The sequence below is a fragment of the Mucilaginibacter ginkgonis genome (assembly GCF_009754905.2).
GTDB classification, from domain to species: domain Bacteria; phylum Bacteroidota; class Bacteroidia; order Sphingobacteriales; family Sphingobacteriaceae; genus Mucilaginibacter; species Mucilaginibacter ginkgonis.
Window position 1 is genome coordinate 1,382,548 of record NZ_CP066775.1, and the last position, 13,191, is coordinate 1,395,738.

17 protein-coding genes are annotated in these 13,191 nt (G+C 39.6%); 16 read left to right on the top strand and 1 reads right to left on the bottom strand.

What is annotated here, in order from left to right; translation table 11 throughout:
* The first annotated feature begins 34 nt into the window (after positions 1-34).
* From GO620_RS06445 to GO620_RS06520, 16 genes are all read left to right on the top strand, one after another.
* Positions 35-388, top strand: a complete 354-nt coding sequence (locus tag GO620_RS06445; RefSeq protein WP_157523658.1) for a hypothetical protein — start codon at positions 35-37, stop codon at positions 386-388.
* Between the two features lie 113 nt (positions 389-501).
* Positions 502-1,026, top strand: a complete 525-nt coding sequence (locus GO620_RS06450) for a lysozyme (protein ID WP_157523659.1) — start codon at positions 502-504, stop codon at positions 1,024-1,026.
* Positions 1,027-1,616: 590 nt separating this feature from the next.
* On the top strand, positions 1,617-1,988 hold the full coding sequence (locus GO620_RS06455) for a hypothetical protein (RefSeq protein WP_157523660.1): 372 nt from the start codon (positions 1,617-1,619) through the stop codon (positions 1,986-1,988).
* A gap of 437 nt (positions 1,989-2,425) precedes the next feature.
* Positions 2,426-3,358, top strand: coding sequence for a hypothetical protein (locus GO620_RS06460; RefSeq protein WP_157523661.1), 933 nt, complete (start codon positions 2,426-2,428; stop codon positions 3,356-3,358).
* Positions 3,359-3,361: 3 nt separating this feature from the next.
* Positions 3,362-3,769, top strand: coding sequence for a hypothetical protein (locus GO620_RS06465; RefSeq protein ID WP_157523662.1), 408 nt, complete (start codon positions 3,362-3,364; stop codon positions 3,767-3,769).
* Positions 3,769-4,059 carry a hypothetical protein gene (locus GO620_RS06470; protein WP_157523663.1) on the top strand — a complete coding sequence of 97 codons (291 nt, stop codon included), beginning with the start codon at positions 3,769-3,771 and terminating at the stop codon, positions 4,057-4,059. Before GO620_RS06465 ends, GO620_RS06470 begins: the two co-directional genes overlap by 1 nt.
* Before the next feature lies 1 nt (position 4,060).
* Complete coding sequence (locus tag GO620_RS06475) at positions 4,061-4,843, top strand: hypothetical protein (protein ID WP_157523664.1); 783 nt, start codon at positions 4,061-4,063, stop codon at positions 4,841-4,843.
* Positions 4,843-5,415 (top strand): hypothetical protein, encoded by a 573-nt coding sequence (locus GO620_RS06480; protein ID WP_157523665.1) that lies wholly within the window; start codon positions 4,843-4,845, stop codon positions 5,413-5,415. Before GO620_RS06475 ends, GO620_RS06480 begins: the two co-directional genes overlap by 1 nt.
* A complete protein-coding gene (locus tag GO620_RS06485; RefSeq protein WP_200230763.1) occupies positions 5,415-6,044 on the top strand; it encodes a hypothetical protein in 630 nt (209 codons plus the stop codon). The genes GO620_RS06480 and GO620_RS06485 overlap by 1 nt, the downstream gene beginning before the upstream one ends.
* Positions 6,044-6,331, top strand: coding sequence for a hypothetical protein (locus tag GO620_RS06490; RefSeq protein WP_157523667.1), 288 nt, complete (start codon positions 6,044-6,046; stop codon positions 6,329-6,331). Before GO620_RS06485 ends, GO620_RS06490 begins: the two co-directional genes overlap by 1 nt.
* On the top strand, positions 6,328-8,433 hold the full coding sequence (locus GO620_RS06495) for a hypothetical protein (protein WP_157523668.1): 2,106 nt from the start codon (positions 6,328-6,330) through the stop codon (positions 8,431-8,433). Before GO620_RS06490 ends, GO620_RS06495 begins: the two co-directional genes overlap by 4 nt.
* A gap of 5 nt (positions 8,434-8,438) precedes the next feature.
* Positions 8,439-9,020, top strand: coding sequence for a hypothetical protein (locus GO620_RS06500; RefSeq protein WP_157523669.1), 582 nt, complete (start codon positions 8,439-8,441; stop codon positions 9,018-9,020).
* Positions 9,021-9,086: 66 nt separating this feature from the next.
* The gene (locus GO620_RS06505) at positions 9,087-9,344 is read left to right on the top strand and encodes a hypothetical protein (RefSeq protein WP_157523670.1); all 258 of its coding nucleotides are present in this window, start codon (positions 9,087-9,089) and stop codon (positions 9,342-9,344) included.
* Positions 9,341-10,663, top strand: coding sequence for a phage/plasmid replication domain-containing protein (locus GO620_RS06510; protein ID WP_157523671.1), 1,323 nt, complete (start codon positions 9,341-9,343; stop codon positions 10,661-10,663). Before GO620_RS06505 ends, GO620_RS06510 begins: the two co-directional genes overlap by 4 nt.
* Before the next feature lie 7 nt (positions 10,664-10,670).
* Complete coding sequence (locus GO620_RS06515) at positions 10,671-11,123, top strand: hypothetical protein (protein ID WP_157523672.1); 453 nt, start codon at positions 10,671-10,673, stop codon at positions 11,121-11,123.
* 292 nt (positions 11,124-11,415) lie between these two features.
* Positions 11,416-12,618, top strand: a complete 1,203-nt coding sequence (locus tag GO620_RS06520) for a DUF763 domain-containing protein (RefSeq protein WP_157523673.1) — start codon at positions 11,416-11,418, stop codon at positions 12,616-12,618.
* Here GO620_RS06520 and GO620_RS06525 read toward each other — a convergent pair.
* Positions 12,610-13,143, bottom strand: a complete 534-nt coding sequence (locus GO620_RS06525; protein ID WP_157523674.1) for a DUF4142 domain-containing protein — start codon at positions 13,141-13,143, stop codon at positions 12,610-12,612. The genes GO620_RS06520 and GO620_RS06525 overlap by 9 nt on opposite strands.
* Between the last annotated feature and the right edge of the window lie 48 nt (positions 13,144-13,191).

The following is a 13,191-nucleotide window of genomic DNA, read 5'->3' on the forward strand; positions in this document are numbered from 1 at the left end:
CTTACAAATTTTTAACCTAAATAAACTTATGTCAATGTCTACTAAATTAAGACCTAATGACTTTTCTTTCGGCAAAACTGACAGACGCATTTTGCTTGAAAAACTTGAAAAATTTTATGTTACTGAGCAAAGAAATTATCTATCTCATGAGGCATATCTTGCGGGCGTTAAAAAGACTAAAAAAGCCTTGCATGATCGGCGGTTTCGCCTTCGCATAAAACCCATTGAGATGTTACTTTATATGCTTGGTTCTGATTTTATGTCAAATGTCAAACCTCCAAGTATTAGACGAACCTTTGAAATTGCAGCCCGGGACAATCGGGTTTTTCAAAGTCGGGAAACGATTACTCGTCATATGCGTAAAGCAAAATCAAAACGGGCAAGTTGAATACACTTACCCGTTAAGGGCTGACGGTGTTGTGCATACGGCTAAACAAAGCGAAATATTTCTACCGCTTGCAGACTTGCAAGCCTACTCGCAACTATCCTTAACAAAAACGTATGAAAACAAGCCAGTCGGCCATTAATAAGCTTAAAGCCACGGAACAATTCCGTGCTACTGCATATAAGGATGGATATACTGGTGGCGTTCAAAACTATTCTATTGGTTACGGCCACCAAATCGGCCTTAATGAACAAAACCTTAAAACGGCCACTATTACAACCTCACAAGCTGAAACATTGATGCGCAATGATCTTGCGCCGCTCGAAGGTCAGCTAAATAAGGCTAAATATCCGTTTAATCAAAATCAGTTTGATGCGTTGGTGTCTTTCGGTTATAATACAGGTAGCGGTTCACTCGCGAAAGTTATTGACACTTGGAACACCACGCATTCCACTTCTAAGGTTACGGCGCAAATGGCATTATACACTAAAACGCATGACAACAAAACGGGCGAACTTGTCGCTTCTTCTGCTCTTGAAAAAAGAAGGGCTGCAGAAGTTACTTTGTTCAATAACCCGTCTGTACCTGTTATTGCGATAGCTGCTATTGCGTTTGCAACTTCGCTGTATTTATTCAGCTAAAATTTAACAATCACATTTTCCTCGCTCCGCTTAAACACCAAAACTAAAAAGTTGAAGTGTGCGTTTCGTGCTGTCAAGCCAAAGAAACGTATAAATAGTGCGGCACGAAGTGCAAACGGCTTTATGCCGTTTCGGCTTTACGGCACTAGAATTAGCACACTTATATTGTGTGGTGCGGAGCGTGGAAATTTTGTTTCACCAATTAAATTTCACGTTATGTATGTCTTACGTACTCTTACTCTTTATTCAAATTTGCCTCTGTATTATTGCGGTAACTCTGACGCTCGCGCAAATAAATCGTTATCTACTGGTTATACCCATCAGATTAAAAAAGCGAAGATCTTCCGTTATCGGATTATTGCGGCCGTAATGGTTTACTTCACAAATACAAAGGTGTATAAGTTCAATACTATTGATTGACACCTTAAAAACCCTTGCCCCTCCTGGGGTTGCTTATGGAACGGCACTTGCGACAAACCCCGTTCCCTACAATTCTACATCTGTTTTAGCTACAGTTCTGCATTACGCTATGCCGTTATTAATGACTGTAGCATCCCATTATTTAACTAAACTATTAACCAAAAAACCTAATGGCAACGTCCAAACAACCGACCAAAGCGGCCAAAGCGGCCAAATTAACTTCTAAAACTACTCCTACCCTTTCCCCTGAAAGTAATCTTGCCCTTCACGCTGAACAAGCTGCGGCGTCGCCGGCACAAAGCAAAAAGGTGCAAAAAAGCCACATCAAGTACGTTACCAGTTTTAACTTAAAACGCACTCACATTGCTGGTGCTGTTAAAGCAAATATGTTCTTATCGCAAGATGATTACGCTCGTTTAGGCGTAACAGGTATGCAATTGGGCGTTACATGGGACGAAATTGTACGGGGGTGTATTGATATGGCCTTTGCTTCATCAGACCCGTTATCGGCTCTTAAAAACTTTGTACCCGCTATCCAGTAGGTCTATAGATGTTCCAAGCCTATAACATGGAACATTCACTCCCGTCGACGGGACTATTACTAAAAATCATTCTCTAACATGGCACTTAAAAAGCAACGTAGGAAACGTAGTCAGTCTACCGTTTCACGATTGCGTGCACGATTAAGAAACCTTTCATCGAAACTTAAAAAACCACGCAAAAAACAAATGGCTTATTCTCGTAGGCGCTTCGGGCGCTCATTCTCTCGGATGCGTTCACGCTTCCGCTCATTCCGACCTTTTCGCCGTTTCAGGCGTTCATCTTATCGCCGTTCAGGCGGTTTTTCAAACCGTGTTCCGATTATCGGATTTCGCATGCCTAGCATATTCATTTGGCTTGCTGTTATCGGTGGCGGTCTTTACATGTTTAAAGACCACATCAAACCATTAATTGACAAACTTAAAAATCACTCTTAACTGTGAACGTAAAACACTTAGAAACTAAAAATCAGGAATACCGTAATTTAACTTTAGACGGTATTTCGGTTAAAGCGCTGATCTCGGGTGCTAATGCATCAGGCTCTCAAAATATGGCCTTTGAAAATTGCCTCCTGAAAGTAATTCTTTTCAGGGATGGCAAATCACCTTTTGTTATCTGTCAGGATAACTTAAAGATTCTCGGCCTCGCTTCTAACCTTAATGGCCTTGACCAATATGCATTCAGTACTGACCGCTCTAGCGGTGTGACTGTCGACAATGGTCGCAAAATGGTTTCCTTCGATGTAAAATTCGGCGGGCACATTAACCTTAAGGGTAATGACTATATCTATGTTGAGGTTATTAACCAAAACGGATTATTTACTGACGCTTCTTTGCTGGCTAATTCTTATTTAGAAGTTAAGCCTCGCAAATCTGTAGGTGTTGAGCGTTATTTGGCTAAAATCGTTACAAAAACGATACAGGCTAATGAAACCAGTAACCAATACACACTTGGTGACCATACTATTAAGTTGGCCTTGCTAAACTTTGATAAAGCGGACTTCGCTGCAAACGTTGTAAATACGCTTGCGTTTTCTTCTGATCGTCTTGACGAAGTTTACAACTATCCTGATTTGGTTGCTGCGAAAATTCGTGGTTTCGCTAAAAACCTTATTCCGACATCTGCGGATATTTCAATAAATTTTGAAGAAGATCAGTCTTTTGCATTAATCGAGTTCGGACAGGAATTCAACGCCGTTGGGGTTGAAATTCAGTTCAATGCTGCGAACGTTGTGGCCAGCCAAAACTATTTGGTCGCCTGGAACTATACTACGGATTGGGAAACCATTAACAAGGCCAATGCTATCGACCAGAAACATGCTAAGGATGCTGTTGAGAAAGTCGATGCGATGACTAAAACAGACAAAAAATAAAACATGTCTCTTTGGTCTGTCCTTGGCTCTGTCGGTAAAGGAGTTGCGAAGGTAGGCTTAGGCGTTGTCGGTGGTGTTACTGGTGTTAACATTAACGGCATGATAGGTTGGGACGGTAGCGGCCAAGCTGCTGCCGTTACCCAAGCCTCTGCCCCTCCCCCTGCTAACCCCGTTTTACAATCTTCTAATAATGGCAGTTTTATGGACGCTGTTAAAGGTCTCTTTAATTCTGCTTCTAATTTCCTTAGTGGTAACTCCCATGCCCAAGTTGATGTCAATACTGGTGTCGGTGGCCGTGCTGGCGATCCACAATCTACAAGCGGTTTACCGTCTTGGTTGTTACCTGTTGGCTTGGCTGCTGGCGGTGTCTTTCTTATTAGTTCTCTTACTAAATCAAATAAACGTTATTAATGCAATTAACATCTTTCATAAATAAAGTTGTAGAAAAAAGTGCGCCTATGTCTGCTACAGACAGTGCAAAACTAAATACTGACTGTCAGCAATGGTACGATCAGCAATTGTCTGCTGCTGTTGACGCACAAAAGACAGGCAATACATCTTTTCTTCAAAAAATTATACTACACACTGACAAATGGTACTGCCGTTTGGCTTTCGCTGTGGCTTTTCCGATAGTTACCTCTTTCATTAGCGGCATGCTTAACCCGGGTCAAGACCCCGAGGATATGCAAGACGTGCATTAAAATGGACGGCGGTAACATCGCTGGTTTGCTCGGTATGAGCGGCAAATCCGATGGTACAGGTTCGGCACAAGCCAGTCAATTTGATTACAATTCAAGGTCGTATAACCGTAAAAAGCACTATGCTTTTACTCACGGATTGGATATTGAAACTGGCGAACTGCTGAACTTTAAACCGTCTGCTAATGCTAAAAACCCGTATAGAAAAATGGCCTATCGGAAAAATCCTTTAAGCGGTGTTAAGATGCCCTCCGCCTCGACTGTCATCAATTTAGCAATGATAGGCGGCGTTGGTCTTGTCGGTTATAAACTTTATCAAAAGTTCTTTGGAGATACATCTGTCAGCGACGCCGCCGATGCTGCAAAGCAAAAGGGTGCTGTTGCGCTTGGTAGTACCTATGTAGATTCTAATCAGGCCAAAGCTGATAGTATTACGAACACGCAATCATCTTTGGCGGCAAAAGGTATTACTGTTAGTACTACATCTGCAAGTCTCGCTAACACTTTTCATGACTGGTTAAATTCTCTTAGCGTAGATCACGACCAAATAGTAAATACGATACTCAAGATGGACGTGCAAACCTTCCGTTTGATGTCAGTTTCTTATGGTACTCGTGACCTTGCTACTTACGCAAAATCTCCGTTACATCTTCTTAACGCTGATGTTTGGTCTCTTGGTAATTTATTTCATGAGAATAAAATGATCGGTACTCTTAAAGATCATCTTAAGATAGTTCTTTATGCTGCTGAACTTACTAAAATTCATGCCTATTATTCTGTTATCTAATGGATAAAAATACGTTATCTCAAGAGGTCGTCAAGTATATAGATTACGGCTCTGAGGAGTACGTAAAACAACTTATGGAGTTGGACAGTAGACGCAAACAAACAACTATGTTACCATATGTTGGTGTTCTTCGATATCCGTCTTCTGATTTTAAAGTAGGGCTTAATTATGCCCCTACTGTGCAATTTCAAGACAGTACTTATGTAGGTTATATGGATATGCTTTTGCCTACCTATACCCCTACAGATAATACATCTAAAACAAGCTTTTCCGTACTTGAATTTGAATTGGACGGGGTTACCCGACAATTTTTACAAGTAAGTAAAGGTGATGCTGTTAGCACAACTGGCCAAAAATTTAAGGACTTTGTTGCTGGCCTGTACCCAAAGGCTAATCACCAAATCCCGTTTAACCGCTCTTTTTTACACACGCTAAAAAACGTTAATGTCAAAGGCGGTGAGTATGTCGATAGTGCAAACGGTTGGGTGTTGAATACGCAGGGTGCGGGACAGTATACGTCTAGTCTTGAATTTGAGATTGCAATCTCCGGTTATAAAATTATCCTCCAATAATGAAAAATAGTTTATGCATTAAAGCCAGTTCCTTTCTATATCCCTGTGACCTTTGCATGGGTGAAACTACTCCTTTGCCAACTGATACAGGTTGGCGTGCGCTGGCTTCATCACGTGCATGCGTCTTGGACGGTAACGGGCACAATACTGGCTATGTACATGTCGCTACATTGGAGGAGTATAATCTTGTTTCTGGTGTCGCTACTGCGAATACTAAACCTAACGTTGCTACTGACGCAAATTACATAGCCGATTATCAGGACACTACATTGTGTCAATTACCTGCTCAAAACGTTGACTACAGTATTCAGGCAATCATGCAAGACGGCGGTAATGGTAAGTTTACTTATATCATTACGCTTGCTTCTGCTTTTTCTGTTCCTGTAACTGTAACTATTAATGCACAATACAGGCAGAATAATGTTAATAGGGCTGCTGCTGCGCCTCCTGTTACTATCCCTGCTGGTAAAACAGTTTATCAAGTTGTAGGTGATAATTATGACACAAATTTAGGTGCGATAACCGAATATCATACGCAGATATCCTCTATCAGCCCTCCAAGTCCTGACGGTAAAAACGTCACATTACTACCTTATGATGGTAATAACAATTCTAATTCACCTGTTTAATGTGTGAAAATATTGGGACTACCATAAAAAAAATAAGATGTGGTGTTGGTGTTGTCGGATCTTTAATTATCCGACAAGCCGATCCCCGTCTTAGTTATGCTGCCAATAACTCCAAAATCGTTATTACCGATTACAAGAATTTCAAAAATGTAATTGTACAAATAGCTTCTATTGGTGTGCCATTAAAACCTAATGATTACAATTTTGAACAATCAAGCGGTACAATAACAATTTACAATTTCCAGCTTCTACCAAATGATGCTGTTTATTTAACTCCAGCTAATTGAAAAAATTAATAGTTCTATTCTTAACCGTTATTACTTTTCAAGCTTATGCGCAAACCGTCCCTGATTATCAGCGGACGGTTATGCGTTCTGATCAGGCTATCTTAGATGATAATCTTAAGGCAGTTAAGGCATTTAATATTCCAGTCCTTACATCTTGGACACTAAACGGTGCAAAAGACAAGGCTGGTTATATAGCTTATAATTCTACTCTACAGCAATTTGGAGTTTATCAGGGCAATGGCGTTTGGCAAACATTCGCGTTGCAGGATTTGAGTGGTTATGTTCAAAAGTCCCGAACGATAAATAGTAAACCCTTAACTAATGATATTGTACTGTCTAAAGGCGATATTGGTCTTTCCAATGTGTTAAACATAGATGCTACAAACCCTGCTAATATTGTCACTTCATCAGGTTATAGGTTTTCTACTGACGCCCAAATATCCTATTGGAACAGTAAACAATCCGCTTTAGGCTATACACCTGAAAATACCTCTAATAAGGGTGTTGCTAATGGCTATGCTTCCCTAGATGCTAATGCAAAAATACCTACTACGCAGATACCTGACGCTTTACTAGGTGCTGTAATTTATCAAGCTGTTTATAATCCAGTTACTAACTACCCTGTATTGCCTTCGGCTGCTTCTGCTAATAAAGGTTATTATTGGGTTGTTAACAATAAGGCTTACTCGGCTTATGTTTCCGATACTCTTAGAGCTGGTGACTGGATTATTTCAAATGGCGTTTCTTATCAAAAAATTGATAATAATAATGCTGTCGTGACTGTTAATACAAAAGTAGGTAACGTGGTTTTAAGGGGCTCTGATATCTTAATACCTAATTACTCGCCTACTACTGGAACAATTTTACCTACCGATAACATAACTCAAGCTATTGGTAAAAACGCTGGTAATCTTGCGGCGTTAAAAAACGCTTCGGGACAATTTATTGGTGATATTACTGGTGACGCAAATTCTCTTAGAGGCTATGCCCCAAACGTTAATCCTGTTGGTTCTACGGTTGTCTTAAGGGATGTCAATGGTGTAGTAGTAAACAGTTACTTTAAAACTACTGCTACTGTTGATGACGGTTCAGACCTAACACTCGTCTATGCTGGTAATATAGATCATTATATTCGACCTTATTCATTACCAGTATTCAAAAATTATTTGTTTCCGTCGTCGCCTGGTAACTTGTTTTATGCTACTCCTAATGGTGGCCCCGGATATCCTTTACTACGGTCAATTGTTCCTGCTGACATACCAATTCTAAATCAAAACACTACCGGTAAGGCGGCTAATGCTGATTATGCTACTAACGCTGGTATGTTAAATAATCAGTCGGCATCATATTATTTGAATTTTGTAAACCTTACTAATGTACCTTCTCTTGTTAATACACTAACTGGCACTCCCAATCAGGTATTTGTAAGTGTAGCAAGTGGTGCTCCTGTGCTATCTCTCCCGCAAAGTATCTGCACTACTTGTAACGTTGCTTTTAATAAGGTTAACACGTCAAGTGGTTTTACTGTTAATTACGGTGCGTCGTACGGTGGTGATGGTTCTGGCGAAATTGACTTGAATTATTCGAATAGCCTTACTGGTGGTTTATATTTTTGGGGTGGACGTAGTTCACTCGCTCGCTTTCATGTTGATGGTGTTACTGGGCATGCTGAATTTGTTGGCCGTGTAAGTGGTTCTGCTGCGGTCGATGGAAATGAGTTTATTACAAAGGATCAATTAACTGCGGCAATCCCTAGTTCTGCAACTGGTACTCCTTCACTGACAATTCTTTCATCAGACGTTATTGGTGGAAATTATTCAAATGTCACTATCGGCGGTACTAATTCGGATGGCTATATAACATTTACTACTGGCTCGTCTGTTACTGCTATCGGCGATTTTCTTCGTATAACACTTGCAAACGGTTTATCATATTCTAATCGTCCTGTGGTAACTATTACACCAGCGCAAGGTGCTGATATGGCATCTTATAACTTATTGCTTACACATGGTTCTGGAAACACTTGGTCGTTGTCTAACACAACTAATGCTTTCAAACCTAATACGTCCTACGCTATCAATTACCATTGTGGTGGTTATTAATAATTATGCTTACGAAAACAGACTTAGACGCTCGGCTTAAAGCCGATGCCGCCGAAAATCGTTTTAAGATTGAGGCTGACAATCTTGTGTTTGATAAAAACTCAAACCTAACTTATCAGGTAGTCGATGGCTTTACATTAGCCGATTTGCTTACTGCAAATCCGCTATCAATAACAAAGCTTAATAAGAACTTACTGGTTGCTCTTGCTAACATTAAAGAAAGTTTTGAAGGTGTTATAAAAGTGATTGCGTCTTACCGCTCACCTGAATACAACCTTTTAAGCTATGGTGGCGATAGTGATCTGTATACATCGGGCTGCGCTTTATCGCTGGCCGTGGATGCAAACCTGATAGATAAACTTGTGGAAACTATAAAAGAAGTTTCTCCTATGGGCGAACTATTTATTTACAAATGGGGCGTTCACATCGGTTACGCTAAAGGCGAAAACAAAGAGACTGATTACCGTACCGATGTTTCTTGGCAAAGAAAAATTAAAGACTTCATTTCAAACGATCGTATGAAAAACGTATTACTGATTGGTGCTGCTGCTGTAGCTGGCTGGTTCTTTTTCCTCCGTAAAAAGTAACCAATAATTAGAAACCAAAATGTCGAGCAAATAAGCTCGACATTTTTATAACCCAAAATCTTATTCATGGCTGTTGCTAATTATATGATCGTGCATTTTTTCGAGGACGAAAAGCACGATTTTAATACTCTGCAAATTCCTCCTGAACTGCTTAATCCCCTTGCCAATCATTTAAAATGGCAATACCAAAAACATTTAGAGGCTGTAACCCGGCACGACTTTAAAATGGAGCGTGCTAAACAGCATGACAGGTATATGGAACATTGCAAGCAAACCCAACAAGATCCCAAACAAATATTTATTGACTTTCCTGTAAAGCAATGATTGACACTATAAACTTTAGATTAAACAATGTCTCACGTTATAAAATTATTGAATCTCAATACCAGCAATTCGAACGCTCGGCCAAAACAGTCTTCGAGGTTGATCACGATACTGGCGAAATTGCTGATAATTCTAAAATACGCGCTATTATGCATCATGATAGTGATACTATTACTCCACTTAGCAAGCGTTCTTCTTTGTTTATTGCCTCTAGCCATTATAACGTATCTTACTTTTATAACTATTCGGGCAATTTCATAGACTTTAACTTCGCTATACCTAAGTACATGTACGGCACTAATATTCTCCAATTTGTGCAGTACTTCGGACAGGATTATGAAAGTGTATTTAAGCATTTGCGGTCTTTCGTGGCATCTTTTGTAAAGAAACATTTTCTAGAAACGATAGATTATAAAGACTTGGAATTAACTCGGCTTGACCTTTGTTACAACCAGTTTTTTAACTCAAAATATGATGCTATGAAATATCTAGCTGAACAAAAAGAGTTGATGAAAAAGCATGCTAGGTCAACTAAGAACGATTATCGTAGTTACGAAACTTCTTTAATGTACACTACTAAGAGGTACTCCTTTAAAATCTACCATAAGGGTACGGAGTTTCGCAAACACGATCGTAAAGAGTTGGCCAAAAAAAATCCTACGGGATATCAGATTGAAAATTTGCAGGATATCTCGGATAGGATTTTAAGGTATGAGGTTACTTTTCGCAAATCGCAAATCAATTATCTTTTCGAAAAATCAGATTTACATAATCGTTATGTACCTGAACTGGCTAATGCCAATTCTCACTCTTGGGCAAAAATGAAAAACCCTGAATATTATGCGTTATGTATGGAGTTCGTAGAACAAAGCAAAAGATTTGTATTTGCCAATGTCGATAATATCGACGCTGTAGAATTTAAGATGGTAACCTTTGACCTTAATGTCTTTAAGCTGCTATATGACTTCTTTTGGCAAACTGTTTTTAAATACCAGCTACGCCAAAAAATGTCTGTATATGACGTTATTAAACAGATAGATGCTAAAAACGAAATAAGGGATAAGGCACAAAGTAAGCAACTTCGTGAAAAATTGAGTTTTAATAAGCCAATGATTACTGTGCTGGCCTTATTAACTCAACATCAGTCTATTGATGATTTGCGCAAATCGGGTTTGATGTCTAAAACGACTTTTTATAAATATCAAAAAAAGCTGGCCGAACTTGGTATAGATAGTGAAAGCAGACTGACTGATATCCCTATCCCTCCTTTGGATTATCGGGATTACTTTTATAACTTCGGTAACTCACACCTTAAATAACCTTGTTATGAAAATTTTTTTATCTATTTTATTATTCTTTATTTCAAGTTCAACTTTCGCTCAAATATCTTTTCAATCGGGTTTTGGTACACCAAATTGGAAGTCTGTGACTGTCTTGATGGATAGTAAAAACCCTGAAAAATCGATATTTTATTATAGTGCCTCTGATTACTCTCCGACACTTTTAACACCTGTGCGCGATACAACGGTGTCAGGATTGCAATTAATTGTGGTTACCATGCCAAACCAAAAAAAACCTTATTTCTTAGCTGTAAGTAAAGACTTTTCTAGATGTGTATTTTTTGACCAATCCTTGCGTCCTATCGCAAACTTTATAAACGATAGTAACCTATTCAATCAGCAGGTTGCTGCTAATGTTAAGGGTAAAACTACCCCTGATATCAGCACTTCGGATATCATTACATTATTTAAACTTTTCGCTCCTCTGCTGATACCTTAGTGGGGGCGAAGTTTACTCACTTATTCATTTTTAATATATTTAAAATTAGCACATAAAAAATTTATTAAATTTTTGTTTGTTTATTAAATGTGTATATTAGTGCCATTGGCAGCGATGGGATATCGCAATGTCAATTGTACTTTTGTTTCCTTATCAGTTAAGTAATGCGCTCCCCGCGCTTTTCTATCTTCGTATTAATACTTAACAAAAATCACTTTCATACTATTAATTATAAGTTTTTTTTATTATTGCGTTTGAGGTTTTTGAAACATATTTACTAACTTTGTTAGTAATGAAACATTCTGGTTCTGCAGACTTACCGTTACATTATGGATATGTACCGCAATGGCTGGGTTTGCGTATGGCAAAGCTTGGTTTAGCAGTTGCCGAAACTTTGGTGATGGATTTCGGTGCGGATGAATTTATCCGTCGGTTAAGTGATCCTTTTTGGTTTCAAAGCCTGGGCGCTGTTATGGGTATGGACTGGCATTCATCTGGAATCACAACATCTGTTATGGGTGCGCTTAAGAAAGCCATAAACCCGCATGCAAAGGAATTGGGTATTTACATTGCCGGCGGTAAAGGCAAACATTCAACACAAACACCTAATGAATTGATGCAGATCGGCGAAAACACAGGCCTGGATACTACAACACTGGTACGCTCAAGTAAGCTGGCAGCAAAAGTGGATAATACCGCAATCCAGGATGGTTATCAGCTTTATACCCATAACTTTATTTTAAGCAATACCGGGCAATGGTCTATAGTGCAGCAAGGCATGAATGCCATAAATAAGACAGCGAGGCGTTATCATTGGCACTCTAAAGGCATCAAGTCATTTGTAGAAGAGCCGCATACCGCAATTTGTGGGCCCAATTGCGGAAAGATTTTAAACCTGACCGATAATCGCGCAGCGCCAACGAGAAAAAGCATTATGGACGTATCTCTTGAACGGCCGCAGCTAATGCTCGCAGAAATCAGCAAACTGGTAATGCCGGGCCATCATGACGTGCGCGCAAAAGACGTAGACTTGAAGCGGCTCGGCGCTGTATTGTGGTTAGCACATGAAAAGCGACCTGCAGATTTTGAAGATTTATTATTGTTAGAAGGTTTGGGGCCGCGCACATTGCAATCTTTAACGCTGGTTAGCGAAGTGATTTACGGAACGCCTTCCAGGTTTAAAGATCCCGCACGGTTCGCATTTGCTCACGGTGGTAAAGACGGACATCCCTTCCCGGTACCGATAAAAGTCTATGATGAAACAATTGGTATTCTGCAAACAGCCATACACAAAGCTAAATTAGGCAACGAGGATAAAAAAGAAGCCGTTAAGCGGCTTACTCAAATAGCTCAAAAGGCTGAAGAAAGCTTTACGGCTAACGCCAATTTTGACGAGGTGATCAAGCACGAACGCGACAACTCCTGGAGATACGGTGGCCGCACGGTTTTTGGTAAAGCTAAACCACCGTCGCCGCAGCAACTTGAGTTATTTTAAAGATGAAAGAATTGCTTTTGCAGAATCTAAATGGACCTGCAATTTTGGCGATATTTTTAAAGAATAATTCTTTAAAGCTGCGTTTGTGTTTTCTTGTGCATGGTGAAACAAATCGATCACTTTTCCATGGTCATCAACCATCATTTGCATATAGGCCTTGTCGAAGTCTGCACCTGCTTTTTTGCTAAGATCATTTAGCATTTGTTTATGCATGCCCGTAAGAGTATCCGCAACTGTTACTAGGTTGTTTTTAGCAATCGTATCCAACTCTGCGCCAGCAGCTGTATGATCAGCTACCATCATTTTTGCAAGACCAATAACACGCGGATTTTTAGAGTTTTTCTCTGCGAGGTTTCCTGCATTAATTTCTGTTAATCCTGCTTCGTGGGCATCCATCACAAACTTTACACCGTTGTCGTCTAAAGTGGTTTTTTGGTTAAAGTTCTTAGCTTTCTTTTCGTCATGACAGGCGCTAAAGGCCAATGCTAAACACAATGCGGTTGATATCCAGGTCAGCTTTCTCATGTTATAAGTTAAATATGGTATAATTACTCAACACAATAAAATACAGAT

Coding starts and splice junctions, on each gene's coding strand:
- GO620_RS06445 (WP_157523658.1), top strand. CDS start 35: ATGTCTACTAAATTAAGACCTAATGACTTTTCTTTCGGCAAAACTGAC.
- GO620_RS06450 (WP_157523659.1), top strand. CDS start 502: ATGAAAACAAGCCAGTCGGCCATTAATAAGCTTAAAGCCACGGAACAA.
- GO620_RS06455 (WP_157523660.1), top strand. CDS start 1,617: ATGGCAACGTCCAAACAACCGACCAAAGCGGCCAAAGCGGCCAAATTA.
- GO620_RS06465 (WP_157523662.1), top strand. CDS start 3,362: ATGTCTCTTTGGTCTGTCCTTGGCTCTGTCGGTAAAGGAGTTGCGAAG.
- GO620_RS06470 (WP_157523663.1), top strand. CDS start 3,769: ATGCAATTAACATCTTTCATAAATAAAGTTGTAGAAAAAAGTGCGCCT.
- GO620_RS06475 (WP_157523664.1), top strand. CDS start 4,061: ATGGACGGCGGTAACATCGCTGGTTTGCTCGGTATGAGCGGCAAATCC.
- GO620_RS06480 (WP_157523665.1), top strand. CDS start 4,843: ATGGATAAAAATACGTTATCTCAAGAGGTCGTCAAGTATATAGATTAC.
- GO620_RS06485 (WP_200230763.1), top strand. CDS start 5,415: ATGAAAAATAGTTTATGCATTAAAGCCAGTTCCTTTCTATATCCCTGT.
- GO620_RS06490 (WP_157523667.1), top strand. CDS start 6,044: ATGTGTGAAAATATTGGGACTACCATAAAAAAAATAAGATGTGGTGTT.
- GO620_RS06500 (WP_157523669.1), top strand. CDS start 8,439: ATGCTTACGAAAACAGACTTAGACGCTCGGCTTAAAGCCGATGCCGCC.
- GO620_RS06505 (WP_157523670.1), top strand. CDS start 9,087: ATGGCTGTTGCTAATTATATGATCGTGCATTTTTTCGAGGACGAAAAG.
- GO620_RS06510 (WP_157523671.1), top strand. CDS start 9,341: ATGATTGACACTATAAACTTTAGATTAAACAATGTCTCACGTTATAAA.
- GO620_RS06515 (WP_157523672.1), top strand. CDS start 10,671: ATGAAAATTTTTTTATCTATTTTATTATTCTTTATTTCAAGTTCAACT.
- GO620_RS06520 (WP_157523673.1), top strand. CDS start 11,416: ATGAAACATTCTGGTTCTGCAGACTTACCGTTACATTATGGATATGTA.
- GO620_RS06525 (WP_157523674.1), bottom strand. CDS start 13,143: ATGAGAAAGCTGACCTGGATATCAACCGCATTGTGTTTAGCATTGGCC.